This is a genomic window from Actinokineospora sp. NBRC 105648 (genome assembly GCF_030269645.1).
Taxonomy (GTDB): Bacteria; Actinomycetota; Actinomycetes; order Mycobacteriales; family Pseudonocardiaceae; genus Actinokineospora.
This window is the reverse complement of the sequence record NZ_BSTR01000045.1, coordinates 47662-67891: the sequence shown is the minus strand read 5'-3', so window position 1 is coordinate 67891 and position 20230 is coordinate 47662. Positions and strand designations below refer to the sequence as shown.

Sequence of the window (20230 nt, the reverse complement as noted above, 5' to 3'; positions counted from 1 at the left end):
TGCCGTTGAGCTGACCGAGTCCCAACCCAGGGCGGGGAACTATCTGGCCGCCGTTGGGGAGATCTGGGTGGCCACCAGCGGGGAGAACTCCAGGCCGCCTATGGGGAAGAACAAATGGCCATTGACAGCCGCGGGCAGAACGCTCTATCCGACCCGCGACCCGGTCAGCCGCGGCGCGCTGCGGACAGGACTTCGTTGACCTAGGGGACGCGACCAGCCGGGTTCGACACCACGTGCGGCAGTGCAGAGATCTGTGGTCTGCCATCGACCAGCATCAACACGCCCTTGGCCTGCTGATCCGGTCTATGACCGGAAGGGGAGCACCTTGCTGAGTCCGCGGTATCGGGCAGCGAGGCTGCCGCAGCACGACCGCATCACGCTCCGCAAGCACAGACTCGAACGCATCCGGCGAGCGGTAGGCTCAGGGAACGAGCCGTCACGAATCGTTGCCTGGTCTCAGCATTCGACGGCGTTGACCGCAAGGCCGCCGGTTGAGGTCTCCTTGTACTCGGAGGCCATGTCCGCGCCGGTCTGCCGCATGGTCGCGACCACCTGGTCGAGGGACACCACATGCTCGCCGTCGCCCGCGAGTGCCGTGCGGGCCGCGGCCACGGCCTTGATCGACGCGAGCGCGTTGCGCTCGATGCAGGGGATCTGCACGAGGCCCCCGATCGGGTCGCAGGTGAGGCCCAGGTTGTGTTCCATGCCGATCTCGGCGGCGTTCTCGACCTGCCGCGGGGTGCCGCCCAGGACGGCCGCGAAGCCCGCCGCCGCCATCGAGCAGGCAGAGCCGACCTCACCCTGACAGCCCACCTCGGCACCGGAGATCGACGCGGTTTCCTTGTAGATGACGCCGATGGCCCCGGCGGTGAGCAGGAACTGCACGACACCGTCGTCCGTGGCACCCTCGACGAAGCGCGAATAGTAGTGCAGGACGGCCGGGATGATGCCCGCCGCACCGTTGGTGGGGGCGGTGACCACCCGTCCGCCCGCGGCGTTCTCCTCGGAGACCGCGAGCGCGAAGAGGGTGAGCCAGTCCATTCCACCCACCGGGTCGCCCGCGCCCGCCGAGCTGAGTCGGGCCGACAGGCCGGGGGCGCGGCGCCGGACGCCGAGGCCGCCGGGCAGGTGGCCGACGGTCGCGAGTCCGGCGGCCACACACTCGCGCATCACCGCCCAGATCTCCAGCAGCGAGGTCCGGATCTCCGCCTCGGTCCTCGACACGCGTTCGTTCGCCAGCATGATCTCGGCGATCGTGCGACCCGTCGCCGCGCAGTGCGCGAGCAGTTCGCCGCCGGTGCGGAACGGGTACGGGATCGGCTCGGCGCCGCTGTCCGCCGCTTCGGCGCCGCGCTCGTCGGCGGTGACGACGAACCCGCCGCCGACCGAGTAGTACGTCTGCGCGTGCAGGCACACCCCGGACGTGTCTAGTGCCTCGAACCGCAGAGCGTTCGGGTGGGCGGGCAGCCGCTGGTCCAGGAACCTGATGTCCTCGCTCGGGCTGAATTCGATCCGCCTGCGGCCCAACAGGTCCAGTCGCCGCAGCGCGTGCACGGCGGAGACCAGGTCGCGCGCGTCGTGCGGGTCCAGTGCCTCGGGTCGGTGGCCCGCCAGACCGAGGACCACCGCCCGGTCGGTGCCGTGCCCGACGCCGGTCGCGCTGAGCGACCCGTACAGCTCGGTCACCACTCGCGTGGTGCGCGCGAGCGATCCCTGCCCGTCGAGTTCCTCCGCGAATGCCCGTGCGGCGCGCATGGGGCCCACCGTGTGCGAACTGGAGGGCCCGACACCGATGGAGAACAGGTCGAACACGCTGATGCTCACGATCCGCACAGCCTTTCTCGGGGATGGGGCGCTCAGCGGCCACCCGGGCGGTCGTCGGGCGATTGGCCCAGCATCCGCTCGGTGTCCGCGTCGCGACCGCCCAGCGGGTTCGCGCGGGTCGGCATCATCTCGATGTAGGGGACGAGTTGGCGCAGCGCGACCGCGTGGACCCGGTGGAGTTCGGTCACCGGGTCGGTGTGCTCGTCGACCCGCAGGTCGAGTGCCGGGTAGGCCTCGTGGCCGTGGATGACCAATGCGGCGGACTGCCTGCCGCGCCGGTCGCCGCCCGCGCGCTGCCCGGCCGCCAGCGCCGCCAGCAGGCGTTCGTCCAGGGGGTCGGTGGCGTGCCTCTGGTAGGCCTCGGCCATCGCGTCAACGGTCTCCGCGCCGGTGAGCATGTTGCCCTGCACCACCCAGCCCGGCCCGGTGCGCGCGCCTGCCCAGGCCGTGTTGCCCATGCCGGTGTGGTTGACCGCGCCGCCGAGGCTGTCCACCACGGCGAGTTGCCTGCGCGCCGCGCCCGGGTCGACGCCGACCAAGGCCGTCACGGTCTCGGTGGCCGAGGCACCCCGCCGGAGCAGGTCCAGGCCGTCCAGCCCGAGGTAGGGGTTGACCCAGGACTGGGTCACGACCGCGCCCACGCCTGCGGCCAGGAAGCAGCAGTGCGCGCCGACGGCGGGCACCGCGCTGGTGATGGCCGTACCGAGGTGCCCGGTGCGCGGGCAGCGCCCGACGACGGAGAACGTCATCTCCCGCCCCCGCCCAGCGGGGCCGCGCTTGTCAGAACGAGGGCGGCGTCATCGCTCCCAGCACGATAGCGACCTCGTCGGAATCGTTGTGGTACCAGTGCTCCAGGCCCGAGTTGTAGGTGATCGAGTCGCCCTCGTCGAGCTCGTAGGGAAAGCCGTCCACGGTGATCACCACCCGCCCCTGGATGATCATCGTGCACTCCTCGCCCACGTGCGAGAACGGCGCGCTCTCGTTGGTGAAGCCGGGCACCAACTCGGTGCGGACCACGCCGATCTGACCGTGCAGGTGCGGGGTCATCAGCTCGTAGACCAGGCCCTGGTCCGCGACGGCCAGCCGCGGCCGCGAGTCGCGCCGCACCACGTTGCGGGTGTCGTCCAGCCCGTCGAAGAACCGCCCGGCGGGCACCTTGAGCGCCTGGGCCAGCTTGATGATCGTCACCAGCGACGGGTTGCCCAACCCGCGCTCGATCTGGCTGAGCAGACCGGGACTCAGGTCGGCCAGCGTCGCCAGCGTGGCCAGGCTGTAGCCCGCCTCGCGGCGCAGGGTGCGGACCAGCGACCCCGCCGCGTCGAGGGCTTTCTTCGCGCGGACGTTGTCGAGTGCTGAATCGGGTTGGCCGCTCGGGTCCGGTTGTGGGCTGCTCATCGCACTTTCTCGCCTTGTCCATGGTGATCCGTACCAATCGAGGGCATCCTAGGGTGGTATCGAGGCCGGTGGTTCACGGTTCGCCGACCTTGGTGTCCGCTCGGCGCTCCCGCGCCGCGCCGAACCGGGCGCGCAGGCCGGGGTCCGCGGCCACGTCCGCCACCGTCCACGCCATCGCCGTGGCGGCATCGCGCAGCGCGAGCGCGGCTTGCTCGGAGTTCGCCGACGCCGCGAACTCCGCCGAGTGCCCGGGCGCGCTGTGCCCCAGGATCGCGATGAGCGGGTGCAGCGACGGCACGACCTGGGACACGTTGCCCATGTCGGTCGAGCCGATCGACACCGCGGCCCGTCGTTCGGGCACCCGGTCCAGCGCGGCCAGGTTCTCGTTCCACAGCCGCGCGAGCCGCTCGTCTTGCACGAGTGGTTCGTAGGGCGGTTCCATGCTCTCGTGGTTCAGGGTGCAGCCGGTGGCGACCGCTCCGGAGCGCAGGCAGTCCAGCATCCGCGTGCGTGCGTCGTCGCGTTCGGCCAGCGTCAGCGCCCGCACTTCCGAGCGCAGCGCCGCCGCGGCCGGGATGATGTTCGTCGCGTCCCCGCCGTGGTGGGTGTAGGCGGACATGCGCACGGTGTCCGGCAGTTGCTGGCGCAGCAAGCCGATCGCGACGAGCGCCACCGTCGCGGCGTCGCCGGCGTTGACACCGCGGTGCGGGGCGCTGGCGGCGTGCGCGGCCCGGCCCGCGTAGCGCGTCTCGATCCGCTCAAGCGCGTGCGACTGGACCCGCGCGGCGTCGATGTCGGTCCCGGTCGTGGGGTGCACCATGATCGAGAACGCCGCGTCGTCCCACGCGCCGCGCGCCAGCATCGCCACCTTGCCGCCGCCGCTCTCCTCCGCGGGGGTGCCGAGGACCTTGACGCGGAGCGAGAGTTCGGCCGCGAGCGGGGCCAGCGCCGCACCGGCCCCGACGGCCGCCGCGGCGATGAGGTTGTGCCCGCAGGCGTGGCCCAGTCCGGGGAGCGCGTCGTACTCGGCGCAGATCACGACCGTGAACTCGCCGTCGCCGTGGACCGCCTCGAACGCGGTCGGCAGGCCGTACGCCCCGGCGGTGACCGCGAAACCGCGTCCGCCCAGGTACTCGCCGAGCACCCGGGCCGCCTGGTGCTCGGCGAACGCGACCTCGGGGTGGCCGTGCAGGAAGTCGCTGATGCCGCGCAGGGCGTCCCACTCGTCGGCGACGGCGGCCCTGATCCGGTCCTTGATCGGCAACGCGGGCGGACTCGGCGACGGCGTCATGGTCTCCCCTTCACTGTGTTCGATGCGTGGTCGTCCGCTGGCCCGCCCGGCACCCGAGCGGTGCTCGGGCGCCGGCCGGGGTCGGGGGCGGGGGCGCCGCGGCGTGCGCCCACAGCCGCGGCGGCCCCGCCCCCGGGCTCTCGGCTACTTGAGGCCTTCGATGTTGCCCACGAGCTGCAGGAAACCGCCCTTGGCCAAGTAGCTGTTCGTCTCGTCCAACGGCGGCAGCAGCTTGAGCTTGAGCGTCGCCGGGTCGTAGAACTTGCCCAGGTCGGCCTTGCCGATGGTGGTGCTGGGCAGGATGGTCAACTCCGGGGGCGTGGCCCCGCCCTTCATCGCCTGCGCCATCGCGATGACGTACTCGCCCCAGTACTCCTCGAAGAACACGTCCTGGGCGATCCAGTTCGGGTCGTCGCGCAGCGCCTTGAGCGTGTCCTCGCGACCGCCGCCGTGGCCGACCACGATCACGTCCGCCGAGCGGCCCGCGTCCTGCACCGCCCGGTAAGCGCCCTGGGTCTCGTCGTCGTTGCAGGTGTACAGGACGAGCTTGCGGCCCTTGTCCAGGCCCGCGAGCAGACCGCGCACGGCGTTGAAGCTGACGTTCTGGTCGGACTTGCCGTCGAACTGGATGCCGTTGGCACCGATCGTGGTCGTGGTCGGGGTGATCGCGTCCTCGGCGACCGGCGGGAGCCCGAAGGCGTCGGCGAACGCGGAGTAGAACGCCGTCACGTTGCCGTTGACCGACGGACCCGCGGTCGCGTTCTGTCCGATGAGGACGGTGGTGTCCGCAGCCGTCCAGCCGCGCTTCTTCGCTTCCGCGGCGGCGATCGCGGCGGCCGACTTGCCCATCTTCGGGTTGTCGATGTTGATGAAGGCGCAGCCCTGCAGCGGCAGGTTCAGCGCGATGCACGGGATGCCGCTCTTCTCGAAGACCTTCTTCACGCCGGCGGAGTTCTCCGCGACGGGGTACTCGATCAGCACGTCGGGCTTGGCCTGCACCATCAGGTTGGCGTTCGACAGCATCTTCGCCGGGTCGCCCGCGTTGTCGAACCACTTGATCTCGACCGCGGCGCCGGTCTCGGCCACCTGCTGGTCCAGCCGGACGGTGGTCGCGTGGAACACCGGCCCCGCCTCGGTGTAGTTGGCGAAGGCCACCTTCAGCGGCGTACCCTTGCCCGTGGCGGGTGTTCCGGCGTCGCTCGCCCCGCCGCACGCGCTGAGCAGCAGGACCGCGGCGCCGAGCGCGCCGAGCAGCGGGGATCTGCGGGAACCAGGGAACATGGGGGATTCCTTCCAGGGGACGGAGCAGGACAAGGAGGTCAGCGGTTGCGCAGGGTCTGGGTGAGCCTGCTGAGGGCGACCGCGACGAGCAGCACCGCGCCGGTCGCGATCTGCTGGTAGAAGGAGGGGACCTGCAGGATGGCCATCCCGTTGGACAGCGTGGCCAGGATGATCACCCCGACGAAGGTGCCCGTGATCCCGCCGACACCGCCGGTGAGCGCGGCGCCGCCGAGGACCACCGCGGCGATGGACTGCAGCGCGGAGTCCGACCCGGCGCCCGCCACCCCGGTCAGCAGCTGGCTGGAGATGATCGCCCCGGCCAGCGCCGCCAGCGTCCCGGACAGGACGTAGGCCCCCGAGGTGACCACCCGGGTGCGCATCCCGGCCAGCCTGCTGGCCTCCGGGCTCCCGCCGACGGCGTAGAGCTGGCGGCCGTAGACGGTGAAGCGCAGCAGGCCGAACACCAGCACGCCGAGCCCGAGCAGGATCCACACGTGGTTCGGCACGCCCCACAGCGATTCCCGGGTGAGCGCGTCGGCGTCGACGTCGTCGAACGGGATGCTGACGCCCTTGGCGAGGGTGAGCGCGACCCCGCCCGCGATGGACATCGTGCCCAGCGTGGCGATGAGCGGGTTGACACCCATCACGGTGATCACGAACCCGTTGACCAGCCCGACGGCGCACCCGGTGAGCAGCACGAGCCCGAGCGCGGCCGGGATGCTGACGCCGTCGTTGAGCAGCAGGGCGTAGAGCACCGACCCGATCGGCACGACGCCGCTGACCGACAGGTCGAACCCGCCGCTGATGATCGTGGTGACCTGTCCGATCGAGACGATCCCGATCACCGCCGCGGTGGCCAGGATGGTGATCCCGTTGTCCGCGGTCAGGAAGTTGTCCGCGCGGTTGGCGAAGTAGACGATGATCGCGACCAGGAACGCGCTGAGGAACACGCCCTGGATCGCCACGTCGGCCTGCTGCCCCAGCCGCGGACCCCGGCGCGGGGCGCGGTCCGGGACGGTCTCTACGTCCGGCAGCTCGTCGGTCCTGGGCGCGTCACTCACTGTCTCCACCTGCCGTCTGGAGGGCGTATGCCTGGTCTGCCAACGAAGGCCGGTCGATCCGGTCCACGATCCGGCCGCCGCGCATGATCAGCAGCCGGTCGCCGATGGTCGTGGCCTCCTCGATGTCGGAGGTGACGATGAGGATGGGCACCCCGCGCTCGGCGACCCGGTGCAGCAGCCCGTGGATCTCACCCCGGGCCCCGATGTCGACCCCGCGCGTCGGTTCGTGCAGCACGGCGGCGACCGGGTCGCCCGCCAACCTGCTCGCGATCATGACTTTCTGCTGGTTGCCGCCGCTCAGGTCACCCACGGCCTGCCCGGGGGCGCGACAGCGAACCCCGAACCGCTGGATCAGCGCCCGCGAACGCCGCCGTTCGGCGCGTCCGGTCAGCACGCCCAGCACGCCCAGCTTGGTCCAGATGAACTGGGTGAGGTTGGTGGCGATGTCGGTCTTGAGCAACAGCCCCTGCGTCTTGCGCTCGGCCGGGACGTAGGCGACGCGCGCGACCCGGGCCGCGCGGGGGGTGCGGAAGATCCGGTGCCGCCTGCCGAAGAGTTCGAACGTCCCGGTCGCTTCCCGGTGCAGACCACCCAGGCATTCGGCGAGCGTGTCGGCCCCCGATCCCCGGCGACCGTAGACGGTGACCACCTCGTGCGGGCCGACCGTCAGCGCCACCGCCTCGACTGAGTCCACAGTGGATGGACAGCTCACGCCGCGCAGCGCGAGTCCGGGCGCGCCGTCGTCCGCCGGGGCGGCGGTGGACCGGTCGGGCGGTGTCGGTTCCCGCCCCAGCATCTCCGCGACCAGTGTGCGCACCGGGGTGTCCGCCACCGCGTGCGTGGCGACCAGCAAACCGTCGCGGAGCACGTGCGCGGTGCGGCAGAGCTTCTTGACCTCGTCGAGCCGGTGGCTGATGTAGAGCACCGCCAATCCCCGCCGCGCGAGCGAGGCGGTGAGTTCCAGCAACGCGTCCGACTCGTCGTTGGTGAGCGCGGCGGTGGGTTCGTCGAGGATCAGCACCCGCGAATCCCGCCCCAGGGCCTTGAGGATCTCCACCTTCTGCCGCACCGCGAGCGGCGCCCGCGCGATCGGCATCCGCAGCGGCAGTTCGATGTCGAATCGGCGCGCCGTCTCGGCCGCCTGGCGCAGGATTCGCCCCGGGGTGGAGAAGTAGCGGCTGCCTCGCAGGTTCCCCAGGCAGATGTTCTCCGCCACGGACAGATCGGGGATGTAGATCAGTTCCTGCGGGATGAACGCGACCCCGGCCCGCAGCGCGTCGCGCGGCGAGGCGAACTGGACCGGACGCCCACCGAGGCTCAGCGAGCCGGAATCCGGCTGGATCGACCCCGCGAGGACGCGGGCCAGCGTGGACTTCCCCGCGCCGTTCTCGCCCAGTACCGCGGCGATCTCACCACTGCGCAGTTCGAAGTCGATGCCCTTGAGCACGGCGTTGGGGCCGTAGCTCTTGCGCACCGCCTCGACCCGCAGGGCGGGTGGGTCGCCGACCGGGTGCTCCTGCGTCACCACACTGTCTCCTTTGGACGTCAGCCACCCGCGCAAGACCGGAAGCCTTGCGCTGAGCGCATTTCACGAGCGGAACCAGGCGCGTCACCCACTGTCCGAAGTGGTCGTGGGCCGCGGCGTCCGACCGGATGAGTATCAGGAGACGCCGACGACAGTGTCAACACTCCAGCCACAATTTCTTCATTTAATTGACGACGTGCGGCGGCTCGCTCGCCGTCAGTAGTCAGCCGGACTCGGCGGGTCGCCATGTGGACACTCCTGACCAGCCCGCGCACCAACGCCGCCACACAACGGATTCATCCCGCAGGTTCGCGACCAGGGCCTAGGGCGCGTCCCCCACTACGGGCACCTAGCGGACCTTCGGCCACCTCTTCCGAGCGTGGCTTGCTGCGATCGTGCGGGAGTCCGCCCTTTCGCACGGTGGCCATGTAGTCACCGAAGTCGCGACCAGGCGGTCTGCCGTGGTGGGATCCACCGTCAGCGTGCGTCGAGGCACACAATCCTGGCCGCCGGTCGGATCGGTCTGGCGTCGCTCAGCTCTGCGTCGCCGCGATCATCGTGGAAGCGACGGTCAGCGGCGGTGGTGGCGGTTGGCCAAGCGCAGGGCGAGAGCGAGCGCGACGAAACCGACGATGAGCAGAACCGGGTAAGCCGCGTTCGGCATGGCCGCTCCAGTGATCGGGTCGGGACGCTGTCCGGTAAGGCTACGCCTGGTCGACCAGTTCAGGCGAGGACGAAGTAGCGCAGCCACAGGTAGGGCGCGGCGACGACAATGGTGATCAGGGTGACCACGGCGCCCTTGCGGGTGAACTCCCAGAACGAGATCGGATGTCCGGCGCGTTTGGCGATTCCGAGGACGACGACGTTGGCGCTGGCTCCGACCGCGGTGAGGTTGCCGCCGAAGTCGGCGCCGAGGGCGAGGGACCACCAGAGGGCTTGGGAGTGGACCGGGTCGGCGATCTGCTCGGTGAGTTGGGCGACGATGGGGCTCATAGTGGCCACGTAGGGGATGTTGTCGATGATCCCGGACAGCAGGGCCGAGACCCCGAGGATGAGCATGACCGCGAGCAGGGCGTTGCCGCCGGTGGCGTCGGCGGCCCAGCCGGCGAGGGTTCCGATGACACCGGTCTTGACCAGGGCGCCGACCATGACGAACAGACCGGCGAAGAACAGCAGGGTTTCCCACTCCACGCCCGCGAGGTAGTGCTTGGGCTGTGTTCCGGAGACCAGGACCAGCACCCCGGCACCGAGCAGGGCCACGATCGAGGGCTCGATGTGGATGATCGGGTGGGCGACGAAGGCGATGAGCACGCCCGCGAGCACGAGGCCGCTCTTGACCAGCAGTGTCCGGTCGCGGATCGCCTCGCGTTCGTCGAGGGCCATGACCTCGGCCACCCGGTCCGCGTCGACAGCGAACGAACCGCGGAAGAGCAGAGGGAGCAGCAGGGTGAACACGACGAGTTCGATCAGTGCGATCGGCGCCATGTGCACCAGGAAGTCGTTGAACGTCAGGCCCGCCCGGCTGCCGATGATGATGTTGGGCGGGTCGCCGATGAGAGTGGCGGCGCCGCCGATGTTCGAGGCGAAGACCTCGGCGATGAGGAACGGCACCGGGGAGATGTCGAGGCGTTCACACACCAGCAGGGTCACCGGGGCGATGAGCAGCACGGTGGTGACGTTGTCCAGGAACGCCGAGGCCACCGCGGTGATCAGGACCAGCAGAACCATCACCCGGACCGGCGAACCCCCGGCGCGCTTGGCCGACCAGATGGCGATGTACTCGAACACGCCGGTCCGGCGCAGGACGCCGACGATGATCATCATGCCGAGCAGCAGGAAGACGACGTCCCAGTCGACGCCGGTCTCGTTGGAGTAGAACGCCTCGTGCGAATCGGTGACCCCGATCGCGAGCAGCACCCCCGCCCCGGCCAGGGCGACGACCATCTTCGGGACGCGCTCGGTGGCGATGAGCACGTAGCCCACCACGAACACGACCACCGCGACCGCGGTCATACCGTCCGTCCCGGGGGCGTGGTCAGCCGGTCGCCAGGGCCAGTTCGAGCAGCCGGGAGGCGGTGATCACACCGATGAGGGTCTTGCCGTCCATCACCGCGACGAGCGGGCAGTGCAGCCGCGCCATCAGGGCGGCGACCTCGATGAGGGTGTCGTCCGCCCGGACCGCGGGCAGTTCCGGGGTCTCGTCGCCGATCAGCCTGCGCACCTTTGTCCCGGCCAGTTTCCCGGCCGCCCGGTCGGCCAGGGACTCGGTGAGCACCCCGGCCAGTGAGGGGTCGTCCTGGACGTAGCTGGGAACCAGGAACCGGACCACCTGCGAGGCGGGCAGCACCGAGTGCGGGCAGCCGCTCGGGTCGACCACCACGAGGCCGGGCAGCCTGCGCTCGGCGAGCAGTCGGGCGGCGTCGAGGGCGTCGGAGTCGAGGTCCACGACCGGGTACTCCTCGGCCATCTGGGCTGCCTGCACACCGGCAGCCTACGACCTCGGGCCCAGGTGGGCACGCGTTCATCCGGAACTCCTGGGCTGCTCGTCGGGCTCGCGGTGGTGCTTGCCGGTCGGGAGGTTGTCGGGGGGTTCCACGCGCAGCGCGCGGGCGACCGGGACATCGGTGGAGGAGTGCAGCACGATCGACAGCGCGATCGTCACCGCGACCAGGTCGAAGACGACCTCGCTGTCGGGGATGCCGGACTGCAGCGCGAGCAAGCCGTAGACCACCGAGGCGAATCCCTTGGGCCCGAACCAGGCCGCGGTGTACCGCTCCCGTCGGGGTAGTCGGGTGCGCACGAGCGAGAGCAGCATGGACGCCGGGCGCACGACCACGATGGCCAGCACCGCGACGGCCCACCCGCCCAACGACAGGTGGGAGAGCCGCTCCGGGGTGATCAGCGCGCCGAAGACGAGCAGCGCGGCGAACTTCGTGGTCTCGGAGAGCAGGTCGCCCAAGGGCTCGAAGTGCTCGGCCGCGACCCGGTCCAGGGTGGCCAGCGTCGACCCGGCGGCGAACGCGGCCAGGTACGGGTTGGCGTGGGTGAGGTGGCAGGCCGCGTAGAGCATCACCCCGATCGCCAGCGGACCCAGCGCCTGCAGGCGCGGTTCGGCGGTGAGCACCCGCAGACGCCAGGCCAGCGCCACCAGCGCGGGCACCGCGACACCCAGGACCAGGCCGAGCAGCAGTTCGACCGCGACCGTGCCCAGGTGCGACTCGGTGTCCGCGGCGGTGGCCAGGAAGATCAGCACGAACGGCAGCGCCAACCCGTCGTTGAGCCCGGACTCCACGTTGAGCAGCCTGCGCAACCGCAGCGGCACGTCGTCACGGCCGACGATCGCCGCGGCGAACACCGGGTCGGTCGGGGCCAGGATGGCGCCCAACAGCAGCGCGGTCGGCCAGTCGAGCCCGACCAGGAAATACGCCGGGACCGCGACACCGATCATCGTCAACGGCATCCCCAGGCCCAGCGCGCGGCCCGAGAGCCGCCAGCCTTCCCGCAGCGCGGGCAGGTTGGCCCGCTGCCCGTCGGTGAACAGCACGGTGAACAGCGCGATATCGGCCAGGACGGTGACCATCGGGGTATCCGGCTGGATGTCGATCACACCGAGCCCGCCCCGACCGAGGAGGGCACCGGCGAGCAGGAACAGCAACGCCGTCGAGAGGACCGTGCGGGCGGCGACCCCGGAGAGCGAGACACTGATCAGCATCACGACCCCGAACGCCAGAACGAGCATCATGGGTGACCCTGCCGTCGACACCGGACCCGAACCCGGGCGGGTTCGGGCCGCCGACCAGACTTCCCGGCACTCCGACCGTAAACATTCCGCATCGATGCCGCTGAGGCAAACGACCGCGTGTCGACCTTCCCTGGCGTGTCGGGGCCGACCATGCGACAAGGAACGGTCGAGCAGGTGCGGTGCCCGTTGGCAGCGCAACCGGGTGGGGGGTGCACACCGTTGAGGTCGCAGTGGTCGTCACACAACCGACAAGTGGTGGTGCCGTCCATCTCAACACCGCGCGACGACGATCGACGCCATGCTAGCCACGACAGTCACTGCCCTGGCCAGAGAGGCCCTGCTCCTGTGGCCCCGGGAGAACAGGCACGGCGGCGACGCAGACCTGTGGCCGGTCTTCGTGGTCGCCGTCGACGACGACGACATCGCAGGCAACGCCGTCGCTTCCTGCCTGAAGCAGGCGCACTCCACCGTCACCCTCCTCGACGGTGTGTGCCACTGGTCGGTGATCACCATCGACGACCCACTGCTCGGACTTCGCGTCGAGGCGGCCGCCCCGGTCCCCGTGGCGCTGCGAATCGTGTTGCCTGCCGGTCCCCTGCGATCTGAGTTGCCGCTGCTCGCCGCGGGGCCGACGGTCGGGCTCACCACTGTCAATCGCGCCCGTGAGCTGGGCAACGGCGTGGACGCCCAACTCGCTCTGCGCTCGATGGTGCTGGTCCGGAGCCGGCCCGCCGCCGAGGTCGCCGCGCTGGCCCTGGAACGGGCGTCATGACGGCCCCGGTGACTGTCGGGAGCCGGGTGCCCGGACCGCAACTGCCCGGCCTGGTCAGCGGCGTGGTGCTCGCGGTGGGCTGCTGGCTGCTCGTGCAGTCCCTCCGCGCCGACTACGGAGCCCTCACCGGGTTCGACGCCCCGTGGAACGATCGCCTCGTGGGACTGGCGGCCTGCGCGCTGGGCCTGTTCAGGGCACTTCGCCGGATGACCCTGCGCACCGCGACGGTGTGTGGGGCGGCGATCGGGTGCTGGTCGCTCTCGGCACCGCTGATGATCGACTACGGCTTCGGCGCGGACTCCACCCTGGCCACCGGGGCCGATGTGCTCGCGGGCGTGCTCATCGCCGGGTTGAGCCTGTTGGGCCACCTGCACGCTACCGACCCGATGGTCGAGGACTAGCCACTGTGAACACTACTGACCGGCTGTCGCGGCGGGGAACTTGTCACGGCCACGAAGAAGCCGTCGATCGCGCGGACGATGTCGAGGAGTCGTTCGAAGTCGACCGGCTTGGTGACATAAGCGTCGGCGGTCCCGTGGCCGCGCGCGATGTCCGCCTCGGACTCCGAACCGGTCAGCACGACCACCGGAATCGTGCGGAGTTCGGGGTCGGCCCTGATCTCGGCGAGGACCTGCCTGCCGTCGACACCGGGCAGGTTCACGTCGAGCAGGACCAGGTCGGGGCGTGCTGCCGCAGCGTAGGGCGGTTCGCGGCGCAGGAACCGCAACGCCTGCCGGCCGTCCCGGGTGACGTGCAGGGCGTTGCGGATCTTGTAGTGCGTGAACGCCTCTTGGACGATCACCAGGTCGCCCTCGTCATCCTCGACGAGCAGGATGTCGATGACTTTCAACTGCCGGACGTCATGCATGGGCTCGGCTCACATCCCGAAGTCGATCAGGGCGTCCGAGCCTAGCCACCGCCGCGCCTGATTCACGCCGTCGTCACGTGATCGCAAAGCGGCGCGGGCCGGTGTCGGCTGGTGGAGTTCCCCCGACACGGGGATAGACAGGACGTGGAGGACGCATGCGGACACAGCGCTCAGACATGGAGCGGGGCTCGCTGGCGGCCGAACTGCTCGTCTCCGGGCGTGGTCGCCCCGGACGGGTCCGGTCGAGCGTTGGCATCCGGTTGGCCAGCGCGGTGGTGTTCGGTGCGGGGTGGTGGCTGCTGGCGGCAGGCGGCCAGGACGTCCCCGCGGCCCCGACAGCGGCGCGGCGCGAAGAGGTGCTCGTCGGGGCGGCCCTGGTGGTCTTGGCGTCGGCACGGGTCTTGGCCCCTCGCCGGTTCGTGGTCGTCAGTGGTGTGAATGTGCTGCTCGGCGCGTGGCTCGCTGTCGGTCCGCTCGTGCTCGAGGACGCCGCGGTGACCTCGGACCCGGCGGACACCGCGACCGACGTGATCGTCAGCGCGTTTGTCATGGTCGCCGCCGCGGTGAGTGCGTCGCTCACGCTCTCGCAGGCCGAGTTCCGCATCGGATAGGACCGTCGTGTCGTCGGTCAGTCATGCGGCGCTCGGGGAAGGGCCACGGTGAATCGAGCGGCGCCGTCGGGCGCGTCCGTGCAGACCACTGTTCCGCCGTGCACCGCCACGGTCTCGGCGACCAGGGCCAGGCCCAGCCCGGTACCCGCTGTCGAGCCACGACCGCCGCGGCCGGTGGCGAACCGTTCGAAGACGCGGTCGCGCTCTCCTTCTGGCACCCCGGGCCCGTCATCATCGACGTGGACCAGGACGCGCTCCTCAGTCGTTCTCACCACCACCCGGACCACGCCGCCCGCATGTCGTTCCGCGTTGTCGACCAGGTTGGTGAAGGCCCGTACGAGCGCCAACTTGCGACCCGGCACGACCCCGTCGCCTGTCGCGTCCAACACGGCCGAGGCGTAGCCCTTGCTCGCGAGCACGTGGCCGAGCAACTCGACCAGGGACAGCGGTTCCACCTCGTCGTGGTGCAGACCCGCCTCGGTCCTGGCCAGGGCCAGCAGGTCGTCGAGCATGCGGCGCAGGTGGTCGAGTTCGGTGTGCACCAGCTCCAGTGCGCGACGCGGGCGGTCGGGCAGCTCGGCGCCGTGTTTGCGCATGACCTCCACACTGGTGACCAGAGTGGTCAGCGGGGTGCGCAACTCGTGGGTGACATCGCCGACGAAGCGCTGTTCCCGGTCGATGCGCTGTTGGAGGAAATCGACCATCGTGTTGAACGACGACACAATCGTGCTCAGGTCGCGGTCCCCCTCCTGGGGAAGCCGGGACCCCAGGTTGCCGCCCGCGATGCTCGCCGCCGTGCGGGCCAGGGTGTCGAGCGGGCGCAGCACCCGCCTGCTCGCCCACAGGCCCAGCAGCGCGGCGCTGATGGTCGCCGCCGCGGCGCAGGCCGCCAGGATCACCCCGAGGATGCGGATGGTCGACCGCAGCTCGACGACCGGGGCGTACTCGTAGAACGCGCCGCCATCCGGCAGCGGGATCCCCGTGACCAGGTAGGGCGAGTCCCGGACGGTGAAGGGCACGATCCCGGTCGATCCACCGGTCACCTCGGCGCGGAGGACGTCGGGTGGCAGGTCGGGGGGTGCTGTGTCGTCGGCGGAGACCCACTCCCCCGACCACTGCAACAGGATCTTCGTTCCGGCCGGCGGGTCGAGCGCGGCCACCGCGGCCTTCGGCGTGCCACCGGGTGCGGTGAGCCTGCGGGTGACGAAGTCGGCGTCACCCGCCGCCAACCGCTGGGCAGACCGCTCGCGCTGGTCGGTCAGGTATCCGCGACTGATCGTGAACACCGAGACGGCCAACAGCAGCGAGACCAGGGCCGCGCCGACGGCGAAGGTCAGCATCACCCGCCCGCGCAAGCCCAGCCTGCGCGGGCGCACCTCGTCAGTGGACATCGAGGCGGTACCCGAGGCCCCGCACGGTCACCACGACCGAGGGCGCCGCCGGGTCCCGCTCGATCTTGGTGCGCAGCCTGCGCACGTGCACATCGACGATGCGCTCGTCGCCGAAGAAGCCCCGGTCCCACACCCTCGCCAGCAGCGCGGTGCGGCTCAAGACCCGTCCGGGCTCTCCCGCGAGCTCGCACAGCAGTCGGAACTCGGTGAGCGTCAGGTGCACCGGATGGTCACCGCGCCGCACCGTGCCCGCGTCGACCGAGAGCACGAGGGGATCCTCCCCATCGGACTCCAGGACAAGCTCGGCCGGCGCCGACGCCTGGCTGGTCACCGCGGCGCGTCTGCGCAGCGCGCGCAGCCGGGCGGTGATCTCCTTGATCTCGAACGGCTTGGTCACGTAGTCGTCGGCGCCCGCCTCAAGGGCGGCGACCACATCGTGGGTGTCCGCCCGCGCGCTGACCACGACGATCGGCACGTCACTGCTCTGCCGGACGCCGCGGATGCAGCTGAACCCGTCCATCCCACCGAGCATGAGATCGACGATCATCATGTCGGGTGTGCCGTGGCTCCCGATCCGGGCCAGTGCCGCCTCGGCACTGGCCGCCTCCTCGACGCCGTAACCCTCGTCCTCCAAGGCCAGCCGCAGCGACGCCCGGATCCGGTCGTCGTCCTCCACGATCAGTACGTTCAGGCTCACCCCACCATGCTGTCAAAGCGAGGCAGGCGCCGCGCACTGGCGGACCACGCGTCACGAGATCGCAAGGGCGACCGCTGATACCGCGAGCCGAGAAGTCGTATCCCACCGTGTTCGTCATGAGATCGCAAAGCGATGGGTCGACCCACCTCAACACCCCGCCTCGACAATCGGTCCGTGTTCGGCTGGCCCGCGAGTTCGAGTGGCAGCACCGGAGAGCCAACGGTGCTGCTGGCCCGCGCGATAACCGCGGTGACGACGTGGTCGGGCGACCTGGCGATCGAACTGGTGCTCGACCGGCGCGACGTGCTTCGCGTGCCCGGCGGCAGGCGCCTGCTGACCTGCCGCTCGGCCGCGTTGTCCGCAGGCGCGGAATGGGTCGTGCTCTCCGATCACGGCCCGGTTCTCGCGGCCGTGCTCCCCGCATCGGCGCCGATGCGGACGGGCCTCGCAATCGTGCTGCCCGCCGCGAGTACTCGATCGCACCTCGGGGTGCTCACCCGAGCACCGGCCCTGTGGATCGCGATCCGTGATCCACAGGGCGAACGTCGCCCTACCGTGCTGGCGACGACGCCCACCGCCGCGTCGTGTCGGCTACTCGCCATCGCCCGTCCTCGGGTACCCGCCCGGTGATCGGCCATTCCGGACCCGAACCGGTGGACGTCCCCGGCTCGGTTGCGGTCCGGGCCTTCGCCGTCGATTCCACCTCGCCGGAACCCGTCAGCGGCGCTTCGGCCACGAGCAACACCTCGCAGACCCCGCGCCGCACCAAAGCCCACCCATCGGCCGTAGCGGTGACCTCATAGCCCAAAGCCAGGTAATGGTCCAAAGCGGCACCCAACGATCCACCGACAGCGCGACGGTCGCGTTGCGAAAACGGTTCTCGCTCACGTTCGGCTCTGCTCCGACCGCTCCCGGGACCACCCACGACGCCACTCCTCAGACCGCGCCCGCCACCCGCGGCGAAGGACCCGAGCGGCCTTTGAACTCAAGTGATGATGGCACCCCCGGCACGACTTCGCTCGAAGTCGACGAGGACCGGCCCGACCACGCGGTGTGGCGAGTCCTCCGCAGTCAACTCACCCGACGAGACAAGCCCACACGTCGTCGGTAGAGGTGAACAGCCGCTCCGGCAACCGATTGATGGCGGCGAAGACAGCAGGCCGGGCATCGCACCGCAACGCGGCGTTGAGCAGGTCGGCCTTACCCACATCGACCACCAGGAACGCGTCGCCCACACAGTCGTGCAGTTCCATCCGGGTGACGGCGGGAGCGCGGGTGTCCCGCATAGCGGCAGACTGTCTAATCACGCCAGGTTCCCCTCGATCGACGACGGACCACCATCCAGTGTTCGCGCCCTGGGTTGCGACCGCACTTCCGATCCGTTGACGATGTGATGACAGCACCCGCCGGTACCCGCCTCTCGCCGCGTCCGTTGCCGGCCTCACCGCTTGGCCGATGAGCACAGATCGTCCTCCGTTCACCGATCCCGTCGCGGACCGCGTACCTTGCGATCAGATGACGGTTGCGGCAGGCCCGGCCCGTCCTGGTTTCACCGCCCGGCCCGTGAGGCATCACCCCGACATCCGCAGCACGGGAGGTCCCGATGTCCAGTCATCCCCATGACGAGCGACCCGTTGTCCTCAGCGCTCACGAGCGCCAAGAGTTCGACCGAATCGCCGACCAGTTCGATGGCGGCTCCGAACACTCGGCACATCCGATCCGGGTCGTGGCTCTGGCTCTCTGCGCTGCCGCGTTGGTCGTGTTCGGCACGCTGATGGGCAGCCTGGCATTCATTCTGCTCGGCGCCGTCACCGTACCGGCGAGCATCGTCGTCGGACGATTCGTCGGCGGCCCGCGGTGAAGGCCGTCGGACTCACGACCCCAGCAGCCGTCACGATCGCGGTACTGGTCGTGGTTCTGCTGGCGACGCTGGCATCCGGAGCACCAGCCAAGGCTCGCGTGACCTGTTCGCCCACGTGCGTCTCGAACACGGACGAGTCCGGCTGAGTCGGGGTTTGGTCAAGATGGACGACTGCCGCGTGATGTTCCAGTGCTACCGGGGGTAGAACCGCTATCCGACATAAGAGAAGGTGGTCGAGTGTGAACACTGCGACGGAACAGCGGGCGGAGCGCACGTTCCTCGGTCATCCACGTCCATTGGCCAACCTCTTCGGCGTCGAGATGTGGGAGCGGTTCTCCTTCTACGGCATGCAAGGCATCCTCACCATTTACCTGTACTACTCCGCATCGGCCGGCGGACTGGGCCTGCCGCAGGCCACAGCGACGAGCATTGTCGGCGCCTACGGCGGCTTGGTGTATCTGTCCACAGTGGTGGGCGCGTGGATCGCCGACCGGGTGGCTGGTTCGGAGCGGGTGCTGTTCGCCAGCGCTTTGTTGATCATGTTCGGCCATGTCTCACTAGCCCTGCTGCCCGGCTTCCTCGGTGTCGGTGTCGGTCTGGGTGCCATCGCGCTGGGCAGCGGCGGTCTCAAGGCCAATGCGACCTCGATCGTCGGATCACTGTACGAACCAGGCGACGACCGCCGGGACGCCGGGTTCTCGCTGTTCTACCTTGGGGTCAATCTCGGCGCGTTCGCCGGACCGCTGCTGACCGGGCTGGCCCAGACCAAGCTCGGGTTCCACTACGGCTTCGGACTGGCCGCGATCGGCATGGCCGCCGGTCTCATCCAGTACGCGTTCGGCCGCAAGCGGTTGCCCGTGACCGCGAACGCCATCCCCGACCCCCTGCCTCGGGAAAACCTGTGGCGGATCGCGGCCGCGTCGGTCTTCGTACTGGGCTCGGTCGTCGCGCTCGTACTACTCGGGGTCATCAAGGCGGCCAACCTGGCCACCGTCACGGTGATCGTCATCATCGTAGTATCGGTCGGCTACTTCACCCTCATCCTGTCGAGCAGGCGCATCACCCCGATCGAACGCCGCAGGGTGGTCGCCTTCATCCCGATGTTCCTGACCAGCTTCGTGTTCTTCTCACTGTTCCAACAGCAGTTCACCGTTGTCTCGGTCTACGCCGACAAGCGCTTGGATCGTTCGCTGTTCGGCTGGGAGATGCCGGTGTCGTGGGTCAACTCGATCAACCCGGTTTTCGTGATCGTGTTCGCGGGCGTGTTCGCCGCGCTGTGGACCAGGCTCGGGCCGCGCCAACCCTCGAGCCCAGTGAAGTTCGCGCTCGGCACGATCGTCATGGGCTTGGCATTTCTCGGGTTCCTTACCGTGAGTGGCGGAGGGGCCAACAGCACACCCCTGCTTGCGCTGGTTCTTATCCTGCTGCTGTTTACCATCGCCGAACTCCTGCTCTCACCGGTCGGCCTGTCACTGTCCACAAAACTCGCTCCGAAGGCATTCCGCACCCAGATGGTCGCCCTGAACTTCCTGTCCATCGCTCTCGGCACGGCGACGGCCGGAGCCCTCGCAAAGTTCTACAACGCGGAGGCGGAGGCCGCCTACTTCACCACTATCGGCGGTGGCGCGATCGTTTTCGGTTTCCTGATCCTGCTCGCCAGCCCCGCCGTACGGCGCCTGATGGGCGGCGTGCGCTGAACCGGCCTACAGCCAATCCGACATCGGCCGCGCGCAGAACGGTGGCCAGAATGGAACCAGCACCACCGTCACTTCCCAGACGGGCGTTCGCGTTGACGACCGGTCGCGTGGGGCCATGGCCGCAGCACCACCAGCGACACGCAGGTGCACAGACCGGCTATCACCACGCGGAACAACCTGCCCAAGGGGCAAGCGACTACGCGCGCCGCGCCGG

General features: G+C 69.9%; 20 protein-coding genes. 6 read left to right on the top strand and 14 right to left on the bottom strand.

Features of this window, described 5'->3' with window-relative positions; all coding sequences use genetic code 11:
- Positions 1-456 precede the first annotated feature (456 nt).
- The 10 genes from QSK30_RS29095 to QSK30_RS29050 all read right to left on the bottom strand — a co-directional run bounded on the left by QSK30_RS29095 (position 457) and on the right by QSK30_RS29050 (position 12119).
- On the bottom strand, positions 457-1824 hold the full coding sequence (locus QSK30_RS29095) for an L-serine ammonia-lyase (RefSeq protein ID WP_285507676.1): 1368 nt from the start codon (positions 1822-1824) through the stop codon (positions 457-459).
- 32 nt (positions 1825-1856) lie between these two features.
- Positions 1857-2573, bottom strand: coding sequence for a DUF1028 domain-containing protein (locus tag QSK30_RS29090; protein WP_285507674.1), 717 nt, complete (start codon positions 2571-2573; stop codon positions 1857-1859).
- A gap of 31 nt (positions 2574-2604) precedes the next feature.
- Positions 2605-3219 (bottom strand): helix-turn-helix domain-containing protein, encoded by a 615-nt coding sequence (locus tag QSK30_RS29085; RefSeq protein ID WP_285507672.1) that lies wholly within the window; start codon positions 3217-3219, stop codon positions 2605-2607.
- A gap of 73 nt (positions 3220-3292) precedes the next feature.
- A complete protein-coding gene (locus tag QSK30_RS29080) occupies positions 3293-4510 on the bottom strand; it encodes an amidohydrolase (RefSeq protein WP_285507670.1) in 1218 nt (405 codons plus the stop codon).
- 144 nt (positions 4511-4654) lie between these two features.
- The gene (locus tag QSK30_RS29075) at positions 4655-5791 is read right to left on the bottom strand and encodes a sugar ABC transporter substrate-binding protein (protein ID WP_285507668.1); all 1137 of its coding nucleotides are present in this window, start codon (positions 5789-5791) and stop codon (positions 4655-4657) included.
- A 38-nt stretch (positions 5792-5829) separates the two neighbouring features.
- Positions 5830-6852 (bottom strand): ABC transporter permease, encoded by a 1023-nt coding sequence (locus QSK30_RS29070; RefSeq protein ID WP_285507666.1) that lies wholly within the window; start codon positions 6850-6852, stop codon positions 5830-5832.
- Positions 6845-8377, bottom strand: a complete 1533-nt coding sequence (locus QSK30_RS29065) for a sugar ABC transporter ATP-binding protein (protein ID WP_285507664.1) — start codon at positions 8375-8377, stop codon at positions 6845-6847. Before QSK30_RS29065 ends, QSK30_RS29070 begins: the two co-directional genes overlap by 8 nt.
- Before the next feature lie 723 nt (positions 8378-9100).
- The gene (locus QSK30_RS29060; protein ID WP_285507662.1) at positions 9101-10390 is read right to left on the bottom strand and encodes an ArsB/NhaD family transporter; all 1290 of its coding nucleotides are present in this window, start codon (positions 10388-10390) and stop codon (positions 9101-9103) included.
- A 22-nt stretch (positions 10391-10412) separates the two neighbouring features.
- Positions 10413-10859, bottom strand: coding sequence for a CBS domain-containing protein (locus QSK30_RS29055; RefSeq protein WP_285507660.1), 447 nt, complete (start codon positions 10857-10859; stop codon positions 10413-10415).
- Positions 10860-10898: 39 nt separating this feature from the next.
- A complete protein-coding gene (locus tag QSK30_RS29050; RefSeq protein ID WP_285507659.1) occupies positions 10899-12119 on the bottom strand; it encodes a cation:proton antiporter in 1221 nt (406 codons plus the stop codon).
- Between the two features lie 298 nt (positions 12120-12417).
- On the opposite strand from QSK30_RS29050, the gene QSK30_RS29045 reads away from it, so the two are divergent.
- Both QSK30_RS29045 and QSK30_RS29040 read left to right on the top strand, forming a co-directional pair.
- Entirely contained in the window at positions 12418-12891 is a 474-nt protein-coding gene (locus QSK30_RS29045) for a hypothetical protein (protein ID WP_285507657.1), read from the top strand.
- Between the two features lie 26 nt (positions 12892-12917).
- Entirely contained in the window at positions 12918-13292 is a 375-nt protein-coding gene (locus tag QSK30_RS29040; protein ID WP_285507655.1) for an SPW repeat domain-containing protein, read from the top strand.
- Here QSK30_RS29040 and QSK30_RS29035 read toward each other — a convergent pair.
- Positions 13289-13759, bottom strand: coding sequence for a response regulator (locus QSK30_RS29035; RefSeq protein WP_285507652.1), 471 nt, complete (start codon positions 13757-13759; stop codon positions 13289-13291). The two genes, QSK30_RS29040 and QSK30_RS29035, sit on opposite strands and share 4 nt — an antisense overlap.
- Before the next feature lie 155 nt (positions 13760-13914).
- Between QSK30_RS29035 and QSK30_RS29030 the strand changes: the two genes are divergently transcribed.
- Positions 13915-14370 carry an SPW repeat domain-containing protein gene (locus QSK30_RS29030; protein ID WP_285507650.1) on the top strand — a complete coding sequence of 152 codons (456 nt, stop codon included), beginning with the start codon at positions 13915-13917 and terminating at the stop codon, positions 14368-14370.
- A 17-nt stretch (positions 14371-14387) separates the two neighbouring features.
- Here the strand turns inward: QSK30_RS29030 and QSK30_RS29025 are convergent, their stop codons facing one another.
- Entirely contained in the window at positions 14388-15761 is a 1374-nt protein-coding gene (locus tag QSK30_RS29025) for a HAMP domain-containing sensor histidine kinase (protein ID WP_285507648.1), read from the bottom strand.
- Positions 15751-16458 carry a response regulator gene (locus tag QSK30_RS29020; RefSeq protein ID WP_285507646.1) on the bottom strand — a complete coding sequence of 236 codons (708 nt, stop codon included), beginning with the start codon at positions 16456-16458 and terminating at the stop codon, positions 15751-15753. The genes QSK30_RS29025 and QSK30_RS29020 overlap by 11 nt, the downstream gene beginning before the upstream one ends.
- A 222-nt stretch (positions 16459-16680) precedes the next feature.
- On the opposite strand from QSK30_RS29020, the gene QSK30_RS29015 reads away from it, so the two are divergent.
- On the top strand, positions 16681-17088 hold the full coding sequence (locus tag QSK30_RS29015; RefSeq protein WP_285507644.1) for a hypothetical protein: 408 nt from the start codon (positions 16681-16683) through the stop codon (positions 17086-17088).
- Positions 17089-17534: 446 nt separating this feature from the next.
- Here QSK30_RS29015 and QSK30_RS29010 read toward each other — a convergent pair whose 3' ends face one another.
- On the bottom strand, positions 17535-17744 hold the full coding sequence (locus QSK30_RS29010; RefSeq protein ID WP_285507643.1) for a hypothetical protein: 210 nt from the start codon (positions 17742-17744) through the stop codon (positions 17535-17537).
- 317 nt (positions 17745-18061) lie between these two features.
- On the opposite strand from QSK30_RS29010, the gene QSK30_RS29005 reads away from it, so the two are divergent.
- Positions 18062-18319 carry a hypothetical protein gene (locus QSK30_RS29005; RefSeq protein ID WP_285507641.1) on the top strand — a complete coding sequence of 86 codons (258 nt, stop codon included), beginning with the start codon at positions 18062-18064 and terminating at the stop codon, positions 18317-18319.
- A gap of 239 nt (positions 18320-18558) precedes the next feature.
- On the top strand, positions 18559-20016 hold the full coding sequence (locus tag QSK30_RS29000) for a peptide MFS transporter (RefSeq protein WP_285507639.1): 1458 nt from the start codon (positions 18559-18561) through the stop codon (positions 20014-20016).
- Positions 20017-20230: the final 214 nt, after the last annotated feature.